Genomic DNA, 26,454 nt, shown 5'->3' with positions numbered 1-26,454 from the left:
GTGCTCCACCTTTTTGGAGCTTTAAGAAACCGGTTTCATGAAACCGTTTTCTTAATTGTCCAGACCATTTCAATTTAAGGGGGAAGACGATTGAAACCGTTCAAGCTTAAGAAAAGAACCGCGGCAGCGATGCTGGGTACCGTCATCAGCCTTACCTCGCTGGGGAGCCCGACTTATGCGGCAGAGACTGCAAAGACACCGGTCGCGTATGATGCCGTCGTAAAAGTCGATGCCTCAACCACCTTCCAGACCATCGATAACTTCGGAGCGTCCGACGCCTGGAGTATGGAGCAGCTCGGAAAGAACTGGACGGAGGAGAATAAGAACAAGGTAGCGGATCTGCTCTTCTCAAGGGACAAGGGGATTGGCCTTACCGCTTGGCGTTTCAATATCGGGGCGGGCTCAACCGAGACGGACAAAACCATCATTACCGATCCTTGGCGCCGCGTCGAATCGTTCAAGTCCTCCGAGAATGGCGAGTACGACTGGAGCAAGCAAGCCGGTCAACAATGGTTTCTGCAGGCAGCCAAAAACCGCGGCGTAGATACGCTTATCGGTTTCGTTAACAGTCCTCCGGTGTGGATGACAAAGAACGGCCACGCGCAGCCGGATTCCACGGTTGGATCCACAAACCTGAAGGAGGGGTATGAAGACGAGTTCGCGTCCTTCCTGACGGATGTCATTGAACATTTTAAGGAACAAGGCATTAATCTGAACTATATCAGCCCGATTAATGAACCGACCTGGGACTGGAACAAAGCAGGCCAGGAAGGCAACCGATATAACAACGACGATATTAAGCGAGTCATTCTCGAGCTGTATAAGCAGTTGCAAGCCAAAGGACTGCAGACGCAGATCAGCGCGCCGGATGGCGTAGAGATTACGGCACTGCTGGATGACGAAGTGTTCAAATCCTTCTCGGGCCAAGAGAAGTATAGTGGCGGCTCCAATAGCCTTGGCGTTGGCAAATACCGCGAATATATTAAAGACCTGCTCGGCGATCCGGAGCTTCAGGAAGCGGTTGGCCATCATATCGCTTCCCACTCCTACTGGTCGGATTACAGCAAGACGGGAGATGACCGTTACGGTACGTTAAGAGATTTGCTGTTCTCCAATTTGAACAAATACGACCGCGAAGCGGTTTACTGGATGAGCGAATATTGCATTCTAGGGGACTACGGTCCCGGCCGCGACCTTGGCATTGATCCGGCGCTTTATATCGCGAAGACGATCCATTTCGACCTGTCGAGAGCAAATGCTTCCGCTTGGCAGTGGTGGACGGCGGTATCCGCGGGAGATTACAAGGACGGCCTGATCTATACCGACTTCCATAACCCGGGCGACGAACAAAATATCCTCACTTCCAAGATGCTCTGGACGCTTGGCAACTACAGTAAATTTATCCGTCCGGGCGCGGAGCGCATCGCGCTCTCCGGCCTTGACGATAACGCGCGTAACGGCGCGCTGCTCGGATCGGCTTACAAGCATGACGGGGAAAATACCGTTACGACGGTGTTCGTCAACGACAGCGCGAAGGAGCAGCATATCAAGGTTGAAGTCAGCGGCATCGACAAGCATGAGGCGGTTCATGTATTGAAGCCTTACGTCACATCGTCAGACAAGGACCTGGAGAGAGGCGCGGACATTCCGGCATCGGCAGACGGCTCGTTTGATGCGGTAATCCCGGCCCGTTCCATCGTGACGCTTAATGGCGATGTCGTAAAAGAAAACAAAAAGCCGGATGCTCCTCAAATCGTGAAGGTAGAGCCGCTTAACAAAGGCCTTAAAATCGACTTCAATGCTCCAAAAGGCGCTTATGAGTACGAAGTGGAATACGGCAGCAAAAATGACAAGAAGGTATTAAAGCTGTCGAATATGTCCACCGATACGGTTATCCTGCAAGGTCTGAAAAATGATCAGCAGTATGACGTAACCATTCGGGCAGGCAATGACAAGGGCTTTGGCCCCGCATCCAAGAAAGCTTACGGTACGCCTAAGCTGCTTGCGCCATCCGGCGTAAAAGCGGCAAATATGGATGGAGGCTTCGTCCTCGCTTACGATACCCAGATTGGCGTATCTGACTATCGCGTTCGTTATGGCACCGAGTCAGGGAATTACGACAAGCAAGTTTTGGCCGAAGTACCTAACGGTAAGATACAGATTGACGGACTTGCGAACGGAACGGCGTATTACGGCGTTGTGGAAGCCGTGGACGGCAGCAGCTCCAGCAAGCCTACGGCTGAGTTTACGGTAAAGCCGGACATTGCCGCACCGGGCAAGCTGGTGGCGATTCCGGGCAACGGGGAAGCTCTGCTTACGTTTGGTGCCGTTGAAGGAGCTGCAGGATATACGGTTCAAACCTCTCTGAACAACAATGTCCAGCAGATCAGCGGCAACAAAACCGTATTAACCGGTCTAACCAACGGAGAAGCGGTAACCGTGCGCGTCTCGACGATTGGCAAAGGCGGTAAAGGAACCGGCTATACCGAAACCTCGGTAACGCCTGCCAATGGGGAAATCCGGTTCAAGGACGATTTCACAAGCGGAAATCTGGCGGGCTACACGCAGGACGTCAGCAAATGGGTGGTGGAAGACGGACTTCTGAAGCATGCTTCCGGCGGCAATAACCGCGGCGAGATTGGCGTAAACAATCTTTCGATCATTGACGGTACCATTACCGCGGTAGCGAAGCATGCGCTCGGCGAAGCGGATTGGGGAATTACGTTCCGCGGCAGCAGCTATTCGAAGGGTTATGTGTTCGGCTTTGAGAACGGCATTCTGTTCCTTCGCAGAGACGGGCAAAACTTGGCCGAAGCCGTACCCTTCTCGCCCAAATTAGGCGAGTATTACAAGATGGAGGTACAGCTTGACGGTCAGCATATTCAAGCTTATCTGGACGGCAATCTCATCTTTGACGTAAAAGATTCCACGTACACAAGCGGACGCGTTGGACTGCATAGCTGGGCGGACGCGCAATTCGCTTACCTGCAGGTTGCCCGTAAGCCGGAAAACCTGACAGCCGCACCGGAAATCTATCAGATCAAAGAGGGCGACGGGCAGGTTGTGCTTCAATACAGGGAAGTGGACGGAGCGGACAGCTACTTGATCCGTTACGCGCCAAAGAATGGAGGAACGGCTGCAGAGGTTACGGCAGCACCAGGCTCATCGGTTGTGACGGGCCTTCAGAACGGCACGGTTTATTCGTTTAAGGTCGTTGCCGTTCGCGGCGAAGCTCTTTCGGAATCCGCTCCAATGGATGCAACGCCTAACTCGAATAACAAAGTCGTCTATTATGCGGATGCCGGGGATGGAACGCCTGGCACGCTGGAGGACGGCGAAGTGCTTGGCATCTTCCAATCGCAAGAGGAGCAGGAATACGGCCTTGATCCCATTACGGGCATGATGTGGGGCTATGCAGCCGATGACGGAAAGACATGGGCTCAAACCTCGCCGGTAGACGCTTACGAGACGATCCGCCAATACGACGGCAACGAGAACGGCAAAGGAATCGCGTACCGTTTCCAGCTGCAGGAAGGTACGTATAAAGTAACCGTTGGCTTCTATGACCCATGGAAGGCTAGCGACCGGAATATGGACCTGACCATTAACGGAGAGACTAAGTTGAGCAATTACGTCATTGGCTCAAACCGCGAAGCGAAGGTATTCGACAGTATTGCGGCAGTAAACGGCGAGATTGTTGTAAAAGCGGTTAAGGCCGGCAACTCCAAGCCGATGATTGCCTGGATTAAGATCGAGAAGTAACGGATTAATTGCAATAAGGCCGGTATCCTGCAGGATACCGGCCTTATTGCGTGCGACATAAATTTTTGAAAAATCGCATTTTGCGGAAAGGGGATTGAGGGCACGAAATGGAAAACAGTGGGGAAGGATGATGTGAAACTGGATAGGCGGAGGGGGAGGAATGATTAGTCTTATTAAGGTTGCGTTTTCGAGCTTCAAATTCCGAAGCTTATTTTTTAGGATTTTGTTCCTGCTCGTCTTGCTCGTCGTGTTTACGGTATTTGTCGTAGGTTTTTTCGCGAACCGCCATAGCCAGAGCGTAGTTAAGACCGAGGTAAAGCAGTCCAGCTTTCAGATGCTGGAGCAGACGCGGCGGCTAATGGATACGATCCTCAATGATGTCGATCAAATTACAATCAGGCTCGCGCAGAACCGCGCTTTTTCGGAAGCGATGGAAGCGGGAAATGACGGTCCTTCCGAAGCTGATGTGGATGAGATCAAAAGCTATATGCTCGATTCTTACATTACTTCGCCCTATATTGAATCGATTTATGTGTATTATGCGGCTAGCGATAAAATACAGTCTGCCTTAATCGGTCCGGTAAAATCGGGGGAAACGGAGGATTTGATTTGGCTCCCTTTTTATCGCGCAATGAGCCGGACGGAAGGGAAATGGTTTGTCCGGAATTATCCGGACGAGAATAAAAACTTATCGGAGACGCAGGTAACCTTGATCCGTACCACGCCTTGGGCCAGCTCTCCCGTACGCGGCGCCATTGTGGTCAATATGAACCAACAAGCGCTGTTTCAAATTCCGTCGTTTCGGTTGATGCGGCAAGGGGAAGAAATTTGGATGGTCAGTCCGGATTCTTCGCTTGCTTTCAACAGCAATACGGGGGGACAGGTACCAGGCGATGAGTTCGCGATTATTCAAAACAAGCTGGGCAGCGACATATCGGCTTTTACAACCAAATTCCGCGGCAGCGAATACTCGTTTACGGCCGTTTCGTCGCCCTATACGGGTTGGAAATATGTCGACCTTATACCAACAAGCTCCTTATACAAAAGCAGTAAAGAAATTCAGAATTTTATGCTGATTCTAATGGCATTCAGTATCGTGGCCGCCGTGCTTGCCGCCTTTTATTTAACCCTTAGAATCTACAGCCCCATTCATTCCTTGGTGCAGATGGTAATTAACAAGAAGGACTGGAAGTCTGTCGTCCCGCTTCAGGATCAAAGTGAGATGTCCATGCTGTTCTCCGCTTTCATAACGATGAAGGAACAGGGGGCTGAAATGGAAAGCCAGCTGAAGGAAAACTGGCCGGTTTTACAGCAGAGCTTCCTTCAACAATTAATTCATGAACGGACAAAGCTGCATGAGGAACGGTTTGCGAAATTTGAGTACTATCAGTTGCCGGTCTCGCGCGAAGGCTTCTTCGTTATGGTTATCCGCATCGATAATTACCATGGTTATATAAATACATACGGGAGCTTTGACCAAAGCCTGATTCGTTATTTTATCGCGAAGCTAGCCGGCGAGATTACCGGGCAGCTGTGCCGCAGTTACCCTTTGCACACCGAGAGTAGAGATATTATTCTAATCTGCAACCCGGAGAAAACCATGATTAAGGAAGCTTTCTTTCAGGAGACGCCCGAATTGGCAGGGAGAATTCAGGCAGCAGTCAGTGAATATTTGAACTTGACCGTCAGTATCGGAATAGGCGAGCTCAAGCCGGAGGCAGGCGATATAAGCGAATCCTATCGCGAAGCTTTCGAGGCTCTGGAAGGCCGGGCGTTTAAAGGCTATGAAAGCATTGCGCCAAGCTGGCTTGCGTCGGAAAAGAAGCCCGGCGACCAGCTTCTGATCCGCAAACTCGCCGCATTAAAACGCGAAATTCTTTTATTAATCCGGGAAGAGCCTTCCGAGAAATTCGAAGAGGAGCTTCGGAAGCTGGAAAAAGTGGCCGAAGGCGCGGAGGGATTGCCGTTTCCTCTTATCCAGCATGCTTATTTTCAGCTAATGATTGAGGTATTCCACCGTTCCGTTGATCTTGGCTTGCCTTTGCATAACGACAATGAGCTGGCTAAGCTGCAGGAAAAGCTGCTTCGCATGGAGACTGTATACGATGTTGCAATGGCTGTACAGGATTATATCCGAGAGACCAACCGTCGTTTTTGCGCGGAGAAGAGGAGCGGACCGGAGTCAGTAGCGAAGCAGATTATAGCGTACATACAAAATAACTTCGACAAGGAAATTTCGCTCGGAGGCATAGCCGACCAATTGCAGCTGGATCCTTCTTATGTCAGCCGTTTGTTCAAGCAGGAGATCAGCGTGACGTTTATGGATTACGTCATTTCGCTGCGCTTGGAGAAAACCAAGGAGCTTCTGAAGACAAGCGAGCTCACCGTCAAGGATATCGGCGCTTCGGTCGGGTATGCCAATCAGCGCAGCTTTAACCGCATATTCAAAAAGTACGAAGGCATGACCCCGGGCGAATACAGGGATATTCACGCTCCCAAAAAGCTCAATCAAGATGAAATATACTGATTTTACGCGGCATGTGAACGATATCAGAAAAGGTCCATACCTTTATGGGAGGCACTCGGAGTACCCGGTTACATAGTTCGGAAATGGTCTATATACGGAAAACGCATCTTGTCTTTATGATCGGTGTTGTAGATTTCGCATGTCTACAACACCATCTTTTCTTGAGGAGGAAGATACAAATGAAGTGGGGTTCTAGAAAAACGTCCGTGATTTTGTTAAGCGCGTTGGTCTTACTCGCAAGCGTACTCAGCGGTTGCAGCAACTCAACGTCGCAAGCGCAGACCGGTACGGAAGGGCAGTCGGATACGACAAGTTCCTCGAAGCCTGTTAATAAAGGAGGGGCTGTCGTATACCATCTCGGGGAAACAGTAAATCCGGAGCAGGTGACCAATTTTAACCCGTTTCTTGCCACCGGCAACTGGGCGCCATTCTTCGATTACGTATTTGATCCTCTATACTACTTCAATCCTGTAAAAGGCGAGCTGGTTCCTCGATTGGCCGAAGGTGAAGGAACTTGGTCCGCGGATAACAAAACGTATACCGTCAAGCTGAATATGAATGCAAAATGGCAGGATGACACCGCTTTTTCCATCGACGATGTGCTCTATTCCTTTAATACCTTGAAAGACTATAAGGTGCTTGACCGTTATCAATTATGGGGGGACGGCAGGCTGCAGGAAGTGACCGCGCAGGACAGCGATACGGTTGTGTTCAAATTAAGCAATACCTTCCCATCCTTGCCTTTCTATTTATCAACCGTCTATATCGTGCCGAAACATCAGTACGAAAAAGAAGATCCGTCCCAGTTCCTGAACAAACAGCCGATTGGCACGGGGCCGTTTCAATTTAAAAGCATAAATGAAAGCGCTATAGTTCTGGACAAGAACGCGGATTATTTCCTTGGCTCTCCGAACATCGATCAATTATTCGTGGACCGGTTCAATAACTCTTCCACCTTAACGCTTGCCTTGGAAAAAGGGGACGTGCAAGGCTCAACCGGAACTGTCGCCATGCCAAGCGTGCCGAAACTGCTGGAAAATCCCGTGAATAAATTGCAGGTGTATCCCGGTTTAAACACGTTCTCCGTCATTATGAACAATGAAAAGCCAGGGCTTAACGACACAGCTGTACGGCGCGCGATCCAAATCGCGATCGACCGCAAATCGCTAATCGAAAAAGGCGAATCCAACGGCGTATTTCCCGCCAATCCGGGCTTTTTGTCCTCCGTATTCAGCGACATGGCGGATTCCGGCCTAATTGATAACCCATCCTACGCTTATAACGTGAATGAAGCGACCAAGCTGCTCGAATCCGTGGGTTATAAGAAAAATGGCAAAGGCATCTATGAGAAGGATGGCAAGCCGCTTTCGTTCACCTACCATATGGCTGCCAACGCGCCGGCTCAAAACAAAGAAGGCGCCATGATTACGGAATGGCTGAAGAGCATCGGCGTCGAGACCACCGTTAAGCTGGTAACATGGCCGGAGCTGACGAAGCTGTTGATGTCGGGAGACTATGAACTGCTGCAGAACGGGATTCAAACGCCGCCGGATCCGCAAGCTCAGCTGGAGATTTTCCATAGCAAAATGACGGCGCCAACGGGCGAGAATACACCAGGTCTCAACTATATGCGCTTCCGGGATTCGGAGGTTGATCAATGGCTGGATGAAGCCTCTTCCGCCGATGCCGGCAAACGGAAAGAGCTCTATGGGAAAATTCAAAGCCGGATTTCCGAACAAGCACCGGTAGCCGTCATGTATAACGTTGGCGGACATATTCCGTACCGTGTCGATCAATTCACGGATTACAATGAGGATTTGCCGGTTACATCCGCTCTTTCCCTGATGCAAATCAAGAAGAAGTAATCCGGAGAGGAGACACGTTCGATGCGCTACAATTCGGTTTATCTTATCAAAAGAATCGGAATCGCCCTGATCACGTTATATGTTGCGGTAACCTTGAATTTCTTGCTCCCTAGGCTGATGAAGGGCGATCCGGCGAGCGCTCTTGCGTCGGAAAAGGCTCTGGGATCCCAGGAAGTGGCCGACGCGCTTAAAGTACAATTCGGGCTGGATAACCCCAGCCTCTGGTACCAATACGCGAAGTACATGAAGCAACTGCTCCATGGCAATCTTGGCGTATCGTACGCCAACTTTCCGTCGCCCGTAGCGGATGTCATGCTGAAGGCGTTGCCCTGGACACTCGGAACGGTTCTAATAGCAACCTTACTCAGCTATTTAATCGGATGGCTTATCGGTATCCGAGGCGCATGGAAGCCGGGATCGCTATTCGATAATACAACGTTGTTTTCTTCCTTTTTTCTCAATTCGGTTCCTTTCTTTTGGATCGCTATCATTTTTATTATGATCTTCTCCTTTTATCTGGGATGGTTCCCGTTAGGGCAGGCGGTAGACCCGGCCTACGACAGCTTCTCCTGGCTGGAAAAAGCAAAATCCGTTATTTATCACGCCTTCTTGCCGGTATTTACTTTAATTATCGCAACTCTGGCGGGACATATCCTCGTCTTACGCAACAACCTGATGCGCGTGCTGTCGGAGGATTATATGCTTCTGGCCAAGGCCAAAGGGCTTCGCGCAAGCAGAAGGAAGTATAGGTACGGCGCGAGGAATGCGCTGCTTCCTTCCTTTACCGGATTAATGACTTCCCTCGGACATGTCATTGGCGGGGCGATCACGACGGAGATTGTATTCTCTTATCCCGGCGTGGGGTTGGTTACCTTCAATGCGATTCTGAATCATGATTTTCCGTTGATCCAGGGAGCGTTCTTATGTATTGCCATTTCGGTTATCGTCTGCAATCTGATCGCCGATCTTGTCTATCCGCTCATTGATCCCCGAGTGGCGCTCAATTAACTGGCATTGGAGGCAAACAACCAATGATGAAAAAAATAGTGAAGGCAGGATGGTCCGCTTTTCCAGGCATAAAAGGAAAGATGGGACTCGTTATTCTATTGTTTTTTACAGGAGTTGCCTTGTTTGGTACCTGGGTTGCACCTTATCCGAAGAACTTTATCGGCTTCGACTCTTGGCTTCCGCCGTCTTTCGGCCATTGGCTTGGCACGGACAGCTATGGACAGGATGTCTTGAGCCAAATGATTTACGGAACACGGACTTCCTTCTGGGTCGGGATACTTGCCGGCTTGATCACCACGGTAATCGGCGTCGCGGTTGGTATCGTTGCCGGATATAAAGGCGGCTGGATTGAGGAGTCGCTCATGCGGATCGTGGATCTGTTCCTGATTATTCCTACGCTAGCGCTTATGATTATTCTCGCTTCGTTCCTGCCGTCTATGGGGACGATGAGCACCATCGTGATCATAGGTTCGTTAAGCTGGCTCTATATGGGAAGAAGCATCCGAAGCCAGACGATGAGCGAAAGGCAAAGCGGATACGTAGAAGCGGCCCGGATGGTTGGAATGAAGGATTGGGAAATTATGTTCCGCGAAATCTTGCCTAATATCACTCCCGTTATACTGGCCAATCTGGTACTTGTTACGACGCAAGCCGTGCTGGCGGAAGCGGGACTAAGCTTTCTCGGATTAGGAGACCCGACGAATGTGAGCTGGGGTACGATCTTGGCGCTGGCTAACGCGAACAATGCGGTATTATTCCATGCCTGGTGGTGGATTCTCCCGCCGGGACTCGCGATTGCTTTCTTCTGCTTCGGATTTATCTTAATCGGCAACGGCATCTTGGAAAAATATCGGGCGAATCGCGGAAACGCAGCCCTGTAGAAGGAGGGATTAGGTTGGCTGATTTACTCCAGGTCCGACATTTAAGCATCGAGTATGCATCAGCGCGCGGGGTTGTAAGAGCAGTGGACGATGTCACTTTCTCCATTGGAAAAGGAGAGATCTTTGGTCTTGCCGGCGAATCCGGCTGCGGCAAATCAACAACGGCTTTTGGCGTAAGCAGGCTGCTTCGCCACCCGGCCCGAATCGCGGGCGGGAGCGTGCAGCTCGGCGGAACGGAATTAACGACGCTGAGTAACGAGGAATTCGACCGGCTGCGCTGGTCCAAGATATCCATCGTGCTGCAAAGCGCGATGAATAATTTAAATCCCGTGCTTAAAATTTGCGATCAATTAACCGATGCGATTTTGGCGCATGATCCTCATGTCGGCAAGGAGGCCCGGCAAAGAGCAGAGCAATTAATGCGGCTCGTGGATCTGCCGGTTGACCGGCTGGACAGTTATCCGCATGAGTTGTCGGGCGGTATGCGGCAGCGGGTCGTTATTGCCATGGCATTAGCCCTGCAGCCAAGCCTCGTTATTATGGACGAACCAACAACCGCGCTTGACGTTGTTGTCCAGAACGGCATTATCCGCAAGATTATGGAGCTTCAAAAAAAGTTTGGCTTCTCCATTCTTTTTATTACGCATGATCTCCCTTTAATGCTGGAGATGTGCGACAGAATCGGCATCATGTACGCAGGTAAGCTGGTTGAAGTGACTTCAAGAGAACAAATACTGCAGAAGCCGCGACATCCTTATACGCAGGGACTGCTGAATTCCTTTCCGTCGTTATCCGGACCGAAGCAAAGATTGTCCGGCATCCCCGGCCATACGCCGGATTTGATCCGGCCTCCCGCAGGCTGCCGTTTTTGCCCGCGCTGTTCGCAGGCGCTCGCGTTGTGCGAGACTCAGCAGCCGATGTTAATGCAGGATGAAAAGGGACAGATTGCCTGCCATCTTTATTCCGAGGAGGGGTTATCCCGTGAGCAAGCCTCTGCTGCATGTGAATGAGCTGGAGAAGGTATTCAGTTCCCGCTCGATGTTCCGCAAGAAACAGGTTCATGCGGTTCAGGACGTCAGTTTTACGTTGGAAGCCGGGGAAGTACTAGCGATTGTTGGGGAATCCGGCAGCGGCAAGAGCACTGTTGCCCGCATGCTTACCAATCTCATCCCGGCAACATCCGGCGATATCGTGTATAACGGGGAATCCCTGCGTACGAACAGGCAGCTGCGCAAGAAGTTGCCTACCTTTGTGCAAATGATTTTCCAGGATCCTTTCGCCGCCTTAAACCCGCATCACACTATCGGTTATATTATAAGCCGGCCGCTGCAGGTGCATCGGTTAACGCAAGGAGATTTGCGAAGCCATGTGCTAGAGCTGCTGAGAAAGGTAGGTTTAACCCCGGAGGAAGACTTTATCGATAAATATCCCTATCAGTTATCCGGCGGGCAGAAGCAGCGCGTGGTGATAGCCAAGGTGCTCGGACTTGTGCCAAAAGTCATCATAGCTGATGAACCCACTTCGATGCTTGATGTTTCCATCGGCATAGACATTATGAATTTGCTGTTGGATTTGAAGGAGAAGGAAAACCTGGCGCTCATGATGATCACCCATAATCTAGGCAGTGCCAGATATATGGCTGACCGAATTGCGGTTATGTATGCCGGGCGAGTGATGGAGTACGGACCTGCCGAGGAGCTTATCCAGAATCCGCAGCATCCGTATACGAAGCTGCTGCTGTATTCTTCTCCCGATCCGTGGAGGGAGCAGACGGAGGTCTTCGAAGTGGTGGAGGCGCAGGTGCAGGATGCTTCCGGCGCCTGCTGCAGCTTTCATAACCGCTGCCCTTTCGCGACTGACATTTGCAGGACCAAGCCGGTTGCTATCGCGCAATTGGAAAACGGACATCAGGTGCGATGCCATCTCTATGCGTAAACGGAGGCAGATTCTATGAAACGACCTAATATAATCCTATTTTATTGCGATGATTTGGGGTATGGAGATTTGGGCTGCTATGGCTCCGATGCCATGAAGACGCCGCATCTCGACCAGTTGGCCCGCGAAGGCATCCGGTTTACGAATTGGTATTCCAATTCGCCGGTCTGCTCTCCGTCCAGGGCCTCGCTGCTGACTGGCAAATACCCCGCGAAAGCGGGAGTCACCTCTATCCTTGGAGGCAAGAGAGGAACGAAGGGGCTTTCGCTAGAGCAGACAACGCTGGCATCCGCCTTGAAAGGTCATGGCTATCAGACGGCATTGTTCGGTAAATGGCATTTGGGAGCATCGGCAGAGTATGGGCCCAATGCTCACGGGTTTGACGAGTTTTACGGGTTTCGCGCCGGCTGCATTGATTATTACTCCCATATTTTTTACTGGGGGCAGGGCGGGGGCGTAAATCCCGTGCATGATTTGTGGCGGAACGAGACGGAGGTATGGGAAAACGGCGAATATATGACGGAAGCCATTACGAGAGAAGCGACGGCTTTTATCGATGCCGCTCCCGATGATGAGCCTTATTTTATGTACGTCGCTTATAATGCGCCGCATTACCCGATGCACGCGCCAAAAGCTTATCTGGACCGTTTTCCGGATCTGCCACCCGACCGGAGAATTATGGCCGCGATGATTGCGGTCGTTGACGACGGAGTAGGCGAGATCGTGGAGGCGTTGAAGCAAAAGGGCGCTTATGAAGATACGATTATTTTCTTCTCCAGCGATAACGGACCGTCTACGGAATCCCGCAACTGGCTGGACGGCACAGAGGATTTGTATTACGGAGGCAGTGCGGGACGATTCCGCGGCCATAAAGCTAGCCTGTTCGAAGGCGGTATCCGCGAACCGGCTATTCTTAGCTATCCGGCTGGGCTTGCCGATCGGCAAGGGCAAATATCGGACGAAGTGTTTGCCATGATGGATATTTTTCCGACGATGCTCGAACTGTCCGGAGTTGGAACGGAAGGATACGATCTGGACGGTCATAGCATATTTGATGCACGAAGCGGAAACGCCCTGAGTCCCCACAAGCAGCTATTTTGGGAGTACGAGGGTCAATTGGCAGTCCGCGAAGGCAAGTGGAAGCTTGTGCTGAACGGCAAGCTTGACTTCAGCCGCACGGAAGCCGATGCCGTACACTTGTCCGATCTGGAACAGGACAGCAGCGAACGGATCAATCTTGCCATGCAATATCCGGAAATCGCTCAGAGGCTGGAGAGGGATGTCAGGCAGTGGTATCAATCCCTTCAAGAGGAGGCGTAATGGCATTGAAAGCGATTATTGTCATGTTTGATTCCCTGAACCGGCATATGCTTCCCCCTTACGGCGGTGATTGGACGCAAGCTCCTAACTTCAGCCGGTTGGCCGAGCGAAGCGTTACCTATGATAATCATTGGGTAGGGAGTATGCCGTGCATGCCTGCAAGACGCGACTTATTGACGGGTAGATACAACTTTTTGCATCGCAGCTGGGGGCCATTGGAGCCATTTGATGATTCCCTGCCTGCTCTGCTGCGTGCCAATAAGGTATATTCGCATTTGGTTAGCGACCACTACCATTATTGGGAGCCCGGAGGAGCAACGTACCATAGTCAGTATACAACCTGGGATTTCGTCCGCGGGCAGGAAGGCGATCCTTGGAAAGGGGAAGTTGCGGATCCGGAAATTCCCGAGCATGTCGGGGATTTCAATGGATACCGGAGCCACTTGTTCCGTCAGGATTGGATTAACCGCAAATACATGACGGAGGAACAGCAACATCCGATGTCGGAAACCTTCTCCAGGGGAATCGAGTTCATCCGAACGAATCGGAAGGAGGACAGATGGCTGCTGCAAATCGAAGCGTTTGATCCGCATGAGCCGTTTTTTGCTCCGCAAAAGTACAAAGACATGTACCCGCATGATTATACGGGCAGGCATTTCGATTGGCCGGGCTACTTGCCCGTTCAGGAAACGAGGGAAGAGGTTGAACACTGCAAATTCGAGTATGCGGCGTTGCTCAGCATGTGCGATGCCTACCTCGGCAAGGTTATGGATGCCATGGACGAAAACGATCTATGGCAGGATACGATGCTGATCGTGACGACCGACCATGGTTTTCTGCTTGGCGAGCATGACTGGTGGGCCAAAAATATCATGCCCTTTTACAACGAGATTGCCAAGACGCCGCTATTCGTCTGGGATCCCCGTGATAAGAGGAAAAATGAACGAAGCGGCAGCTTAACTCAGTTGATAGATTTGGCGCCAACTCTTCTGGAGTACTTTGGAGTAGTTGTGCCAAAAGATATGATTGGCGTTCCATTGCCCTCCTTCAATGAGAAGGAGCATCGAGAAGCCGTTTTGTTCGGCATTCACGGCGGGCATGTCAATTGTACAGACGGCAGGTATGTTTATATGCGCGCCCCGGTACGCCCGGATAATTCACCGTTATTCAACTATACATTGATGCCGACTCATATGGCTTCGCTGTTTAGCGTAGAGGAACTACGGGAAATCGAATTGGCGGATTCCTTTTCCTTTACCAAAGGGGTTCGTACGCTAAAAATCCCCGCAGCCTCGTATATCCCGGCACATCGTTTCGGAACGTTGCTGTATGATTTGGAGAAGGATCCGGAGCAAAAACATCCGCTGCAAGATAGCGTCATTGAAAAGCAGATGGTCAAACATTTGATTCGGATTATGGATCTTCATGATGCTCCGCCGGAACAATATGAGAGATTAGGTCTAAAAGTTAGTAATTGACAGAATATTCCTTCTGCTCTATAGTGTAGCTAATTCATATCGAAATGCGATGACGAGGACAAGTAAATCCGGGGAAATACCGCTTCAGAGAACTGCCGGTTGGTGCGAGGCAGCAGGGATCCGGGTGGGTGGTAACGCGGAGCAGGCTCCGTCCCTTGCGGGGACGGGGCTTTTTTGCGTTCTACTATTAAAAATCTGGAGGGATTTGAATGTTTCATGCACTTGTATCATCACGCTTAACCTTAAGACCGCTTGAATTGGCAGATGGTGAGTTCATTGAACAATTAGCAGGAGACAAGGATGTAGCGGATACGACGCTCAACATGCCTCATCCCTATCCGGCGGGAGCTGCGGCAACTTTTATCCAAGCGAGGCAAGATGCTGCGGCAAGAGGAGACGGCTTCTCCTTTGCCGTAACCTTGACGGAGTCGGGCGCTTTCCTTGGCGTTGTTGGGCTTCACGTTATTAAGACCCATAATATGGCCGAGATGGGCTATTGGATTGGCAAGCCCTATTGGAGCAACGGATATTGTTCGGAAGCTGCGGGACGGGTTGTGAAATTTGCGTTTGAAGAATTGGAGTTAAACCGGGTGTATGCGGCCGCAATGACCCGGAATCCGGCATCGTATAGAGTGATGGAGAAGATCGGCATGAAATTCGAAGGGGTATTGCGTAACCATATCCGCAAGGGAGATACGTACGAGGATTTGAGATACTACGGACTGCTTAGGACGGACCATTAGATTTTATCTGCATAATCCTTTATCATGAATCTATATGCTTAGCTTTATGAAACATTTCTTATATAGAGAGGATACGAGCCAATGCCTGAAACTGAAAAAATCAAACTGACTTCCTACTCCACGAAAGGCGGCTGCGGCTGCAAGATTGGTCCCGGCGACCTGTCGCAAGTTATCCGTTCCCTGCCAGTACCCGTAGCCGATCCCAATCTTCTGGTCGGCATCGATACGAGCGACGATGCAGGCGTGTACAAATTAAGCGACGATCTTGCGTTGGTGCAAACCGTCGATTTCTTTACTCCCATCGTTGACGATCCGTATTCATTCGGACAGGTAGCCGCTGCCAACGCGATCAGCGATATTTACGCCATGGGCGGCAGACCGCTGACTGCTCTGAACATCGTTGCCTTCCCGATCAAGACGCTGGACAAGCAAGTACTGGCGGATATTTTGCGCGGTGCGGGCGATAAGATGAAGGAAGCGGGCATTACCCTTGTTGGCGGGCATTCCATCGACGATAACGAGCCGAAGTTTGGTCTCGCCGTTACTGGCCTCATCCACCCGGACAAAGTGAGAACCAATGCGGGTTCGGTTCCTGGAGACAAGCTTATTCTGACCAAACCGATTGGCGTAGGCATTCTTACGACCTCCATCAAGAAAGACAAGCTGTCGGATGAAGAGGTTCAGCGCGTGACGGATGTGATGGCTGCATTGAACAAGACGGCGGCTGAAACGATGGAGCCGTATCATGTGCATGCATGCACGGACGTCACCGGTTTTGGCCTGATTGGCCACTCGCTTGAGATGGCCAAAGGCAGCGGCGTCGGAATCCGCATCCATGCGAAGGAAGTGCCGGTACTGCCGCGCGTCAGGGAGCTGGCCGAGGAAGGCTTTGTTCCCGGTGGAACCAAGAACAATTTTGCCCATGTGCAGGATTCGATTACCTTCCCGGATACGCTGGATCAGATCGGCCAATGGATTCTATGCGATGCGGTAACGTCCGGAGGATTGCTTATCTCCGTGGAAGGCAGCCAAGCGGAAGAGCTTCTGGGCAAGCTGAAGCAATCCGGCGTGGAAGCGGCTATTATCGGAGAGACGGTTGCCGACCATCCAGGACGTATTGTCGTACTGTAGCTTGATCGAATAAGGAGCGGTTAACTTGTTTCAAGATATCACCATAGAGGAATTGCTGGCATTACGGGATAAAAAAGAAATCGTTATGATTGACGTGCGTTCTCCCTCGGAGTACGCCGATTCCACCATTCCGGGCAGCTTGAATATTCCGCTCTTCGATGATTCGGAGCGGGCGGAAGTAGGCACGATCTACAAGCAGGTCAGCGTCCAGGCCGCCAAAGACCGGGGGCTTGAATTGTTTTCGGCCAAGCTGCCGGCATTCATCAAATCCTTCGAGCAGATCAAAGATTCCAAAGCCGTATTTTGCTGGCGCGGCGGCATGCGAAGCAAGACGACGGCAACGGTGCTGTCGCTGATGGGAATCCGGGCTTACAGGCTGACGGGAGGCTTTCGAACCTACCGGAAATGGATTGTGGATACGCTCGAGCATCTCGAGCTCAAGCCGCAGGCGATTGTGCTGCAGGGCCATACGGGAACCGGAAAAACGGCGATATTGCGCGAGCTTCAAGGGGAAGGGTATCCTGTTCTTGATCTGGAAGGCATGGCGGGTCATCGAGGTTCGATCTTTGGCCAGGTCGGACAGAAGGCGAATAACCAGAAGACGTTCGAAGCCTTGCTCGTGACGGATCTGCTGAAGCTGCAGGAAGCTCCATACGTGCTGATGGAAGGGGAGAGCAAACGGATCGGCAAAGCCGTGCTTCCTCCATTCCTGATCGGGAAGAAAGAAGCCGGCATGCAGCTCTTTATCCGGCTGCCGCTGGAAGAGCGGGTCCGCCATATCGTGGAGGACTACAATCCGTATGAGAACAAGCAGGAATTGATTGCCGCGTTTAAGCAGATCGAGAAGCGGATGCATACGCCGATTGCTGCGCAGATTATGCAGGCTCTAACGGAAGACCGGTTCGAGCAGGCAGTCCGTTTGCTGCTGGAGCATTACTACGATCCCCGTTACGAGCATTCGATGATGCAGTATAAGCAGGATAGAGTCGAGATAGAAGCGGGTACGATAGCGGAAGCGGTGCACAAGGTGAAGGCTTACCTTGCTGCCTCCTCGAAATAAGGATTAAAAAGGAAAGGCCATCCCGCAAGGCAGAAGGGATGGCCTTTTTCATGTACTTTAAGCTTGTGGCGCAGTTGTTGTAATCATCCATCGTATACCGAATTTGTCCTCGATTTGTCCAAATAAAGCTCCCCAGAAAGCCGGCTCCAGCGGAAAAATCACTTGGCCGTTAACCGCAAGCTTATCGAAGGCATCACGCGCTTCAGCTTCATTGGAATATTCCAGACTTAGATTAATTGCATTCCCTTGTCTGAGCGGCTCAAACACGGAGTCCGACATAAGAAAAGTAATGCCTGCTGCCGTCATGCTGAGATTCACAACCTTGTCCTTCAGCTCTTCATTTGACTCTGGAAGCTGACCGTGAGTGACCACGGACAAAATTTCCCCGCCGAGTGCCTGAACATAAAATGCTGCCTGTGCTTTCGCGTCTTCTGACATCATGTAAGCCGTAAGTTTTGCCATTTGAATAACATCCTTCCATCGCTTGGTTTAGACTGTTTCCTCAGCCTCTATGAAGACAACGAACGAGGGATGACCAAATCGACAAGGGTTACAAATTTTTTTAGAAAAAATTTTTTCCGAACCGGGTCCTACAAAAGTTAGAACTTACTTGCGCATTGCTCCTAAGGTATGATGCTGGTAATTCATTCTGCTTCAAAGGGCAGGCAAAGGGGAGAAGGGACGATGCAACCAGCTTTGGGCCAAGTATTCATGAGGAAAATCATAAGCGCCGGCATAACCGCTTTCTTATTTACCATTATTTTCTCCGTATGGGAGCCGGATTTATTTCGCATCCACAATAACCTTTCATTAGGAGCGAGATTGCATGAAGCTGCAGGAATGGTAGGTATATATATGATGTACGCCGGCCCCGTCATTTACGTTTACGGAGCGATGACTTCCATGCTGAGTGAGATCATTTCACGGTTAGTTGCTCCAAGACGTTGGGTTCAATTGACGGTGTCCGCCGTGTTTCATTGCGTGTTTGGGCTTATTCTATATCAAGTCAGTTTATTGGCGGCGGCTATCTTTTACTTGTCGGATACGATCCTTTCCGTTGTCCGAAAGAAGCCGCTGACTCCGAATCTAACGGTTGCGAGCGTACTTCTTCCTCTAGGCTTGTGGCTCGCGAGTTGGATTTATATTCGCATAACGGGCTAACAAAAAACCTCATGCTTCAAGCCTGCTTCGTGTGAAATCCGAAGCGGACTTAAGCATGAGGCCGTATTAATTCATTTCCACCGTTTGATTGAGCTCGGTTCCTTCCGTATTTTTTCCCATCAACCGATTGAATAGGAACTTCACCATCTTGAACTTGTTGCCGGAATCCCAATACTCGGCGGCTTCGGCATTCACCTTGATAAGAACAAGATTGGGATCGTCATAGGTCGTCTCCAATATTTCCTCGTAAGCTTTATTCCAGAATTCCTTGATTTTGTCGGTGCTGTCCACAAGCTCCGCCACACCGCGGATGGAGACAAAGGACTTATCCGCATAAGCAACGTTCACCTGCTTGTTTTGAAGCAGTTCATGAAATTTATCCGTATCCTTCTTCGTCAGAAACCATAAGCTGCCGTCAAATTCGACATCCTGCGTTTTCATCGGGCGTGACACCAGGCCATCCTCGGACACCGTTGTCAGCATTGCGATTTTGATGTCTTTGATCAGTTCCCTTACCTTCTCGATGGCTTCCCGGTTATTTGTATTTGCATGCATGTTCATCACCCCGTCCTAAAGATTATGTATCGATATAGTATTACACAAGGAACGGTCCAGCTAATCAGTCAATCATCCCGAAAAGCACGATAGGTCAGTTTTTGGCTGTGATCCTTTATGCTTTCCATTACGATGGAGGAGTATAACCGGATAAAAAACGGAATGCCGTTTACAAAATAGGGAATTATTCGTATTATAATAAACAATTATGGAAAACGCGATGAAGAGAAGAGTAAGGGAATAATGTTCTCGAACAGAGAGCTCCGGCAGCTGAGAAGGAGCGGAGGACGATTCCCCGAAACAAGCCTCTGAGCAGCATGACGGATCCTTACGGGTGATGGCATGACGGGAGCTCCCGTTACAGAGCTAGAGTATAACCATTGCATGCAATGCCGTACTCGAAGAGGTTAATATGGCGACATATTAACAAACTGGGGTGGCACCGCGGAACTTCGTCCCCAAGACTTAACGTCTTGGGGGTGGAGTTTTTTTTGTTTCACATTTCTTTTTAGGAGGAACTCGGAATGGACAATTCCAAGGAACATTTAGCGGAGCATCACATGTTTAGACTTATTAGCGAGGAGCTTGAACGGAAGCCGTTCAGCAGGGAGATGTGCACGAGATTCCCTCCCGAACCTAACGGTTATCTCCATATCGGGAGTGCTTACGCGATTCTTACGAACGCTATGATTGCGCAACATTTCGGCGGCACTTTTCATCTGAGGTTCGACGATACCAATCCGTTAAAGGAAGATATCGAATACGTTAACGCGATCATCGAGGATATCAAGTGGCTTGGCGTAGATCCGAAAGAACATATCTATTACGGCTCCGATTATGCGGAGCAAATCTATAATGCCGCTATTACCCTCATTAAGAAAGGCAAAGCCTTCGTATGCGATCTGACGCCTGACGAATTAACGGAGTACCGCGGAACCTTAACGGAGCCGGGAAGAAACAGTCCTTACCGGGAACGCTCGGCGGAGGAAAATTTGGAGCTTTTCGCAAAGATGAAGCAAGGAGCGTTTCCGGCCGGCACCAAAGTATTGCGCGCGAAAATAGATATGGCCTCCCCCAATATCAATCTGCGGGATCCGGTTCTTTACCGTATCCTTTATGCCGAGCATTATCGGACAAAACGCGACTGGTGCATCTATCCGATGTACGATTTCGCGCACCCGCTGCAAGACGCGATTGAAGGGATTACCTACTCGCTTTGCTCGATTGAATTCAAGGATCACCGGCCGTTATACGAATGGGTCCTGAACGAGCTGGAGATGGCTGAGCCTCCGCGGCAAAGAGAATTTGGAAGGCTTAGCTTAACCGGAGTGGTCACTAGCAAGCGGTTCTTAAAACAGCTGGTGGAGGGCGGCTTCGTGGACGGATGGGATGATCCTAGACTGCCTACTCTTCGCGGCTTAAGACGACGGGGTTATACGCCGGAGAGCATCCATGATTTTATTAAAGAAATCGGGAGTATCCGTAATCAAAGCATCGTAGACATTTCGCTTCTGGATCATTTGTTGCGGCAGGACCTTAAAGAGAAAACGGCAAGCGTTATGGCTGTTATGGAGCCGTTAAAGGTTATCATCACGAACTACCCGGAAGGGTCGGAGGAAAGGCTGCTGATCGAAAATAACGGTGAAAACGAATCGCTAGGTAAACGAGAGGTCCCATTCTCCGGAACCATTTATATCGAGCGTGAAGATTTTATGGAGGAGCCGCCAAAAGGTTATCACCGGCTTCGTCCAGGCGGGGAAGTAAGGCTAAAGGGAGCTTATTTTATCCGATGCGAAGAGGTTGTTAAGGATCCTGTTTCCGGTGAAATCATGGAATTGCGATGCACGTACGATCCGCTTACGAAGAGCGGTTCAGGCTTTACCGGACGTAAAGTGAAAGGGACGATTCATTGGGTTTCGGCGGCGCATTGCATCCGGGCGGATGTTAACCTATACGATAGATTGCTTCTGGACGAGGAGCTGCCAAAGGACGGCGAGGATTGGACAGCCAAAATAAATCCCGAATCCTTGGTTCGAAAACAAGTTCTGATTGAAGATCATGTTAAGCATGCCGAGCCCGAGCAAAAATTCCAGTTCCTGCGCCATGGGTATTTCTCCGTTGACACAAAACTTCGTACGAATGATCATTTGGTGTTTAACCGGGTTGTACCACTCAAGGACAGCTGGAAGAAACCGAACTAACTATCGCATACCCCCAAAAATAGGAGACCAGGGCGAATACTATATTATGCTCGATAGCTGTAGAATAATCGCTTATTTTGTTTCCTACTAGTACTAGAGGGCCATCTTAGAAGATGGTCCTTTTCATTTATGCGGAGGAGTATATATTAATAATAAGGAGGCTGTCCGAAGATGAAACATACGGCTGATCGAATACAGAGTTTCTATCAAAAACAGTACAAGCTCTGCTACATACAATCCTTTAATCTGGTTCGCTGCGAGCATGAAGCGGGGATGTTGACAGACAATTTGATCATAACGCTAAGTTCGCTTCCGCTTGACCAGGATGGTCCCAAATTAATCATTACGTTTGAGGATGTAAAAGATCTGAAAATAGGCAGCTTCCAGGGAGCTTTCCGTCTGGATATCAAAATCCAGGATATTTCATCCGATCAGCTTGAGAATATTAACTTCCGGGTAAAAGAACAAGAGTATGAGGCCTTTGCTTTTGTATGCAGATGCTTTGAATGGGTAAGGACTTATTAAAAGCACCGGTGCTTTTTCCATGCGAAGCTTTCCAACCTTATCCGGACAAACCAACTAAAAAGGCGGTCAGGGGTGCAATTGCTCCTTGCGTATTTGCTACAACCATCACCATCAATAATAGAGATAGAGCAACCGTGGCTATTCCGGATATAAAGTACGTTTTTTCTATGTATCTCCACTTGGAACCCATAGCTTTGGACCTTTTTATTAAGGAGTTCCACAGGAATAGGCCAAGTGCAACAAAGATGATTAACAAAGCCCCGCAAACGAATGCTTTTGCTGCGTGAAACTCGATACGTGCATTTATTTTCTGCTGAATCATGGCGGGGATACTTTCATTACCTGACCTTATCCACTCTATAAAAGCATAACGCCATTCATCCTTGTAGGATCCTCCATCCGAGATTGCAAATGAATCAATAAACAAGGAGAAGCCATGCAACGGATAAAAGGTATTCGTCGCGTTTGCCACCACTATCAAAGCCATTAATAAAGTGATAAACAAGCTCATTATTCCGAAAGAGAAGTATACCTTTTTCTCAAAGCTCCATTTGGATTTGTTATAATGGGGGTTTCTTTTGAATTTTGCCCAAAATCTGATACTAAGCAATGCAAAGATTATGACCAATAGTCCGCCAAAAATAACGAGTACCGCATGATACTTCGCATAATTATGGATGACTGCACTCAAGGCAGGATTAGCTTGCGAGCCTGATTCAATAACCTCAGACAACGCATTTTGCAACTCATTCACAATCAATTTCTCCTTTTCAATAGGTATATGGACGTTTAACAACTGCTTCTCAAGATTACCCAAAGCTGTGTCGATCCACTTCCGACATTTGTCGCTACTTTTACTGGACTTAGGTCGAATAAAAGCCGTTTTGCAGCTATACGATTAATCCATTTGATTAAAAGCGAAACTATTCGCCTGCTCCCATCGTCTAACAATTAGAATTAATACCTTATAATGGAATTTATGAATTTAGAGGTGATCGATTATTCAGCTGCAGAGAAGAACGATAGTCAAGCTTGCTGTAATTGTTGTAGTAGTCTTATGGATCATTAGCTTCTTGTCCCCGCAGTTAACGACCCGGAGGTATATGTTGACCAGCTTCCATCTTGGAAGCGTATTTACGTCTAAAATTACCGACAAACATCGCTATGATCATCAATATGGGCATTTATACGATGTGACGAACTTCACAGACAGAGTTACCGGCGGAGGATTGAGCGTATTTTACTTAAAAAAGTTTGGACCGTTCTGGATCGTTTCGAGCGTTGGAACGGGACCTTAATGCAAGGGAGGGGGGGTGTTGATTTCCCGAGTCAAAAGCCCGATGACCGCATTCAAGTTCAATTAAGCACGGGGCATGTCTTTCATACCTTTACCAAAGGGACAGTATGGGTTCAGTACACGTACGAAGGCGTTGGTCAAGATGATCATGCCGCTATGTACGGGGCATCCAGAATTCCAATCAAGATCAAAACCAAGCTTGACCACGGTACATGGGTGATCGTCGATAAGGAGGAGCAACCGTAGGTCACCGATACAGACAGAGTGCTGTCTAGCAAAAACAACCGCTTTCCGTAATGACGGAGCGGTTGTTTTGCGTGCGATAAGTATTAGATTGGTTTGCCGATAATCTCTTCGATTGGCTTTAACAGCTTTGCGTTCTTCATCGTTGTGCTGAGTATTAATTTTTCTTTAGGAACGATTATAACCGCCAGCTGCTGTCCGATCTCTACCGCTGCGGAGATAACCGGTCTGCCTGTTATCGCGTCCAGCGTCATGATCAGATCCGGGAAGGAAGCTATACGATCTCCGTTTATTTCCAGGGTCATGTATTCGTTCCAGAAGGTTAATTCCACTTTTTGGTTAATTGTCAGAATTCCGACGTCAAATCCGCCTTTGGTTTCAAGGCGGAACCCGGTAACCGTCCCCGTTACGGCCATGCTGCCGCCAAGCTCTTTGACTACGGCAGCAATCGCCGATTCTCCTTTATGGGAGAGTAAAGCTTGTCCGACGTTTATGGCCTGACGAATCGCTCCCGGAGATCCGTTCTGCTTGGCGTAAGCCACGGACACAGGATTACGCGCAACGGCCACAACTCCGCCGGCTTCAATGGAAGCGTTCCGTACGACCGAAGCGGATTTTTCAAGCTTGCCGGAGACGCCGATTTCCATGTATCGGCTTCCTTTTCCTCCCACCGCCCCTTGATGCGACACGTAATCGTCCAGCTCGGTCAAATTCATGGCTCCCATCATTCCCGTTGGGTGAGCCCGGCCGTTGCAAGGGATATCAATGACCGGAATCCCGGTTAAAGCGGATTGAAACCATCCGTTTACGGTTGTTTCCGCGCCGTTCTCGTTGGTGATCAAGCCTTGAATCGGCTTGCCCGCCAGACGGGAAACAATGTCGAGCGCACGCGCATAATGCATCGGCTTTACATACTTATCTTTGGCAGCCGGCGCTCCGACCAACGCCACGGTTACGAGCAAATCCTCATCATGCAATTCGTCTACCGTAATAAGCTTTGGATCTCCCGCCTCCAAGGCGAGACGCCCCACCTCAAGCCCTTGCTCGATCCAGCCGCCTCCTCCGCCGCCAAGCACGGCACCTCCATAGACCGCATATTCCACAGTTTGTTTATCTAGTTGTATGGTAGCCATTATTATCACCCGTTTGTTTTATTTGTTAATTTTAAATACGGAGTTAAAGAAGCTGTACAGTGCATCCCCTGCAATAAAACCGGCAGCCAAAATGCTCATCGTGCTTTCGGCTTGTTTGCCTTTTGCCTTTAGTACAATTAAACGGATCGCGATCCCGGCAAGAACAGCCCAGCAGGCATAAGGAGACGTGATCAACAAACCGGTTGCGAACATGATGCCGATCTGTTTCTTCGATCCGCCAATCAGCTGCAGGATGGCACCGGGGATGGCCCATAAGAACAGCTCGAGCGCCACATGCGGCGATGCTCCCGCCGAAATTGTCGAGGCGTACACTTTATCGATCGGAGGGAAAAGATTATCCGAGAAATAGCTGTTGTAAGTAATAAGAACGGTAATCAGAGAAACGCCAAAAGCGATCATGCCGGTTATATATTGCTGGCGTCTGCCTTGAAGCTCGTATTCTCTGTCTTCACCGTTGCCCCGCAGGATATAGCCGGTCTTAAGGTCATATCCCATATCCGCAAAAGCAGGCCCCGTAGCTGCGCTGAAACCGGCCAGCAATGCCAAAGCCGTAGGCGGAAATCCGATCAGCATGCCGATTAATAGAGTAATAAACGCTACGGCAAAAGCAGGGAACCAGCCCGAATGCATAGCGGCTATGCCAACAATCATCTCATGAAGGAACGCGGCAAAAGCCGCAAAAAGAATAAAGCCGATCAGCATGCCTGCGGACATATCCGTCAACAATCCGCCTGCAAGGGCGATAATAACGGCAACAATAAGATAAGCGACAAAACCTGCTCCCAATACGCGTTTCGTTTCGCTTGTAGAACGGGTATAGGTTTCCGCGGTTTCGGCTTCCTCCTGGGAATCATGATTCTTGGGCTTTCGGAGCATCATAAAGGCGACCTGCACCAAAGCGACAATACCGGCGCCAATCATTAAGCCGTGACCGATGTAGGTTGTGCTTAGATCGAAGTCAAACCATGGCAAGGAATATTGCCGGATGAGTAGTCCGATGCCAAACATCGTTAAAGCTGCGATATTGCCAATGAAGGCGACGCCAAACGCGGACATGGAAATGCCGAAGTAGGAGCCGATTAAGCCTATAGCTGTGCCGATACCGAGCAAGCCTGCGCGTTTGCCGCCTTTATCTCCGGCCAGAATGGATTCCGCCGTAGCGACGCCAGGGGCCCAGGTTCCTCTCGCAGGAAAAATGCGGGAATCAAATAGCTTGTACAGCAGCGTGGCATCGATAAGCATCGCGAGCCCCGCGCCAATCAGCATGGGAATCACAAGCTCCGTGTTGCCCATGGCAAACGGAATGCCGATTGGGATCAGCAGACTGTTGGCTGCGCCAAAGGTTGCCGAAGAAATGGAGGTCTGAACGAGATTTTGCCGTTGGACTGACCGGTATTTTCTCATTAACGCAATGGGAATCCGTGAAATAAGCATGGCGGCAAGAGCGCCAATAATGGAAGTGCTAGGCGTAACCCCAAGAGTCACAATAATTTGCATGCCGATTATCGCACCAAGTACAGCGGTTACAACCGTCAGCAATAAGGTAAGCGGTTCAAACGCGGAAGGGTGCTTTTTGCTTTGCTCGGAATTCATGATGTTCCCCCTATG

General features: G+C 49.9%; 21 protein-coding genes and 1 other annotated feature. Of the genes, 16 read left to right on the top strand and 5 right to left on the bottom strand.

Going from position 1 to position 26,454, the window contains the following annotated elements; genetic code table 11:
• The first annotated feature begins 90 nt into the window (after positions 1 to 90).
• From ACR9FF_RS20360 to mnmH, 12 genes are all read left to right on the top strand, one after another.
• Entirely contained in the window at positions 91 to 3,762 is a 3,672-nt protein-coding gene (locus ACR9FF_RS20360; RefSeq protein WP_435164249.1) for a glycoside hydrolase, read from the top strand.
• A gap of 160 nt (positions 3,763 to 3,922) precedes the next feature.
• A complete protein-coding gene (locus tag ACR9FF_RS20355; RefSeq protein WP_435164246.1) occupies positions 3,923 to 6,289 on the top strand; it encodes a helix-turn-helix domain-containing protein in 2,367 nt (788 codons plus the stop codon).
• A 179-nt stretch (positions 6,290 to 6,468) separates the two neighbouring features.
• On the top strand, positions 6,469 to 8,154 hold the full coding sequence (locus ACR9FF_RS20350; protein ID WP_435164243.1) for an ABC transporter substrate-binding protein: 1,686 nt from the start codon (positions 6,469 to 6,471) through the stop codon (positions 8,152 to 8,154).
• 21 nt (positions 8,155 to 8,175) lie between these two features.
• Positions 8,176 to 9,162 carry an ABC transporter permease gene (locus ACR9FF_RS20345; RefSeq protein ID WP_435164240.1) on the top strand — a complete coding sequence of 329 codons (987 nt, stop codon included), beginning with the start codon at positions 8,176 to 8,178 and terminating at the stop codon, positions 9,160 to 9,162.
• A 23-nt stretch (positions 9,163 to 9,185) separates the two neighbouring features.
• Entirely contained in the window at positions 9,186 to 10,043 is an 858-nt protein-coding gene (locus ACR9FF_RS20340; RefSeq protein ID WP_435164237.1) for an ABC transporter permease, read from the top strand.
• Between the two features lie 14 nt (positions 10,044 to 10,057).
• Positions 10,058 to 11,053 (top strand): ABC transporter ATP-binding protein, encoded by a 996-nt coding sequence (locus ACR9FF_RS20335; RefSeq protein WP_435164234.1) that lies wholly within the window; start codon positions 10,058 to 10,060, stop codon positions 11,051 to 11,053.
• Positions 11,025 to 11,978, top strand: coding sequence for an ABC transporter ATP-binding protein (locus ACR9FF_RS20330; protein ID WP_435164231.1), 954 nt, complete (start codon positions 11,025 to 11,027; stop codon positions 11,976 to 11,978). The genes ACR9FF_RS20335 and ACR9FF_RS20330 overlap by 29 nt, the downstream gene beginning before the upstream one ends.
• A 15-nt stretch (positions 11,979 to 11,993) precedes the next feature.
• Positions 11,994 to 13,298: a sulfatase-like hydrolase/transferase gene (locus tag ACR9FF_RS20325; protein WP_435164228.1), complete on the top strand. Its 1,305-nt coding sequence runs from the start codon at positions 11,994 to 11,996 to the stop codon at positions 13,296 to 13,298.
• Positions 13,298 to 14,776, top strand: coding sequence for a sulfatase-like hydrolase/transferase (locus tag ACR9FF_RS20320; RefSeq protein ID WP_435164225.1), 1,479 nt, complete (start codon positions 13,298 to 13,300; stop codon positions 14,774 to 14,776). Before ACR9FF_RS20325 ends, ACR9FF_RS20320 begins: the two co-directional genes overlap by 1 nt.
• Positions 14,777 to 14,985: 209 nt before the next feature.
• Positions 14,986 to 15,519 (top strand): GNAT family N-acetyltransferase, encoded by a 534-nt coding sequence (locus ACR9FF_RS20315; protein WP_201001995.1) that lies wholly within the window; start codon positions 14,986 to 14,988, stop codon positions 15,517 to 15,519.
• Between the two features lie 81 nt (positions 15,520 to 15,600).
• Positions 15,601 to 16,650, top strand: coding sequence for a selenide, water dikinase SelD (gene selD, locus ACR9FF_RS20310; RefSeq protein ID WP_201001993.1), 1,050 nt, complete (start codon positions 15,601 to 15,603; stop codon positions 16,648 to 16,650).
• A gap of 25 nt (positions 16,651 to 16,675) precedes the next feature.
• Positions 16,676 to 17,710 (top strand): tRNA 2-selenouridine(34) synthase MnmH, encoded by a 1,035-nt coding sequence (gene mnmH, locus ACR9FF_RS20305; protein WP_435164221.1) that lies wholly within the window; start codon positions 16,676 to 16,678, stop codon positions 17,708 to 17,710.
• Positions 17,711 to 17,767: 57 nt separating this feature from the next.
• Here the strand turns inward: mnmH and ACR9FF_RS20300 are convergent, their stop codons facing one another.
• Complete coding sequence (locus ACR9FF_RS20300) at positions 17,768 to 18,172, bottom strand: VOC family protein (RefSeq protein WP_435164218.1); 405 nt, start codon at positions 18,170 to 18,172, stop codon at positions 17,768 to 17,770.
• A gap of 222 nt (positions 18,173 to 18,394) precedes the next feature.
• Between ACR9FF_RS20300 and ACR9FF_RS20295 the strand changes: the two genes are divergently transcribed.
• Positions 18,395 to 18,871 carry a hypothetical protein gene (locus ACR9FF_RS20295; RefSeq protein ID WP_435164216.1) on the top strand — a complete coding sequence of 159 codons (477 nt, stop codon included), beginning with the start codon at positions 18,395 to 18,397 and terminating at the stop codon, positions 18,869 to 18,871.
• A gap of 66 nt (positions 18,872 to 18,937) precedes the next feature.
• Here ACR9FF_RS20295 and ACR9FF_RS20290 read toward each other — a convergent pair whose 3' ends face one another.
• On the bottom strand, positions 18,938 to 19,432 hold the full coding sequence (locus ACR9FF_RS20290) for a pyridoxamine 5'-phosphate oxidase family protein (protein ID WP_435164213.1): 495 nt from the start codon (positions 19,430 to 19,432) through the stop codon (positions 18,938 to 18,940).
• A gap of 205 nt (positions 19,433 to 19,637) precedes the next feature.
• Positions 19,638 to 19,889, top strand: a binding site (T-box leader).
• A 61-nt stretch (positions 19,890 to 19,950) separates the two neighbouring features.
• Here ACR9FF_RS20290 and ACR9FF_RS20285 point away from each other — a divergent pair.
• On the top strand, positions 19,951 to 21,627 hold the full coding sequence (locus tag ACR9FF_RS20285; protein ID WP_435164210.1) for a glutamine--tRNA ligase/YqeY domain fusion protein: 1,677 nt from the start codon (positions 19,951 to 19,953) through the stop codon (positions 21,625 to 21,627).
• Positions 21,628 to 21,798: 171 nt separating this feature from the next.
• A complete protein-coding gene (locus ACR9FF_RS20280; protein ID WP_127490565.1) occupies positions 21,799 to 22,152 on the top strand; it encodes a hypothetical protein in 354 nt (117 codons plus the stop codon).
• Positions 22,153 to 22,189: 37 nt separating this feature from the next.
• On the opposite strand, the gene ACR9FF_RS20275 is transcribed toward ACR9FF_RS20280, so the two are convergent.
• Positions 22,190 to 22,906 carry a hypothetical protein gene (locus ACR9FF_RS20275; protein ID WP_435164207.1) on the bottom strand — a complete coding sequence of 239 codons (717 nt, stop codon included), beginning with the start codon at positions 22,904 to 22,906 and terminating at the stop codon, positions 22,190 to 22,192.
• Positions 22,907 to 23,449: 543 nt separating this feature from the next.
• Between ACR9FF_RS20275 and ACR9FF_RS20270 the strand changes: the two genes are divergently transcribed.
• Positions 23,450 to 23,695, top strand: coding sequence for a hypothetical protein (locus ACR9FF_RS20270; protein WP_435164204.1), 246 nt, complete (start codon positions 23,450 to 23,452; stop codon positions 23,693 to 23,695).
• Between the two features lie 83 nt (positions 23,696 to 23,778).
• Here the strand turns inward: ACR9FF_RS20270 and ACR9FF_RS20265 are convergent, their stop codons facing one another.
• A complete protein-coding gene (locus tag ACR9FF_RS20265) occupies positions 23,779 to 24,825 on the bottom strand; it encodes an S-methyl thiohydantoin desulfurase domain-containing protein (protein WP_435164201.1) in 1,047 nt (348 codons plus the stop codon).
• An 18-nt stretch (positions 24,826 to 24,843) separates the two neighbouring features.
• Complete coding sequence (locus tag ACR9FF_RS20260; protein ID WP_435164198.1) at positions 24,844 to 26,439, bottom strand: OPT/YSL family transporter; 1,596 nt, start codon at positions 26,437 to 26,439, stop codon at positions 24,844 to 24,846.
• Positions 26,440 to 26,454 lie beyond the last annotated feature (15 nt).

It is taken from the genome of Paenibacillus glycanilyticus (assembly GCF_051200795.1).
In the GTDB taxonomy this organism is placed as follows: Bacteria; Bacillota; Bacilli; order Paenibacillales; family Paenibacillaceae; genus Pristimantibacillus; species Pristimantibacillus glycanilyticus.
This window is presented reverse-complemented; position numbering and strand designations above follow the sequence as displayed.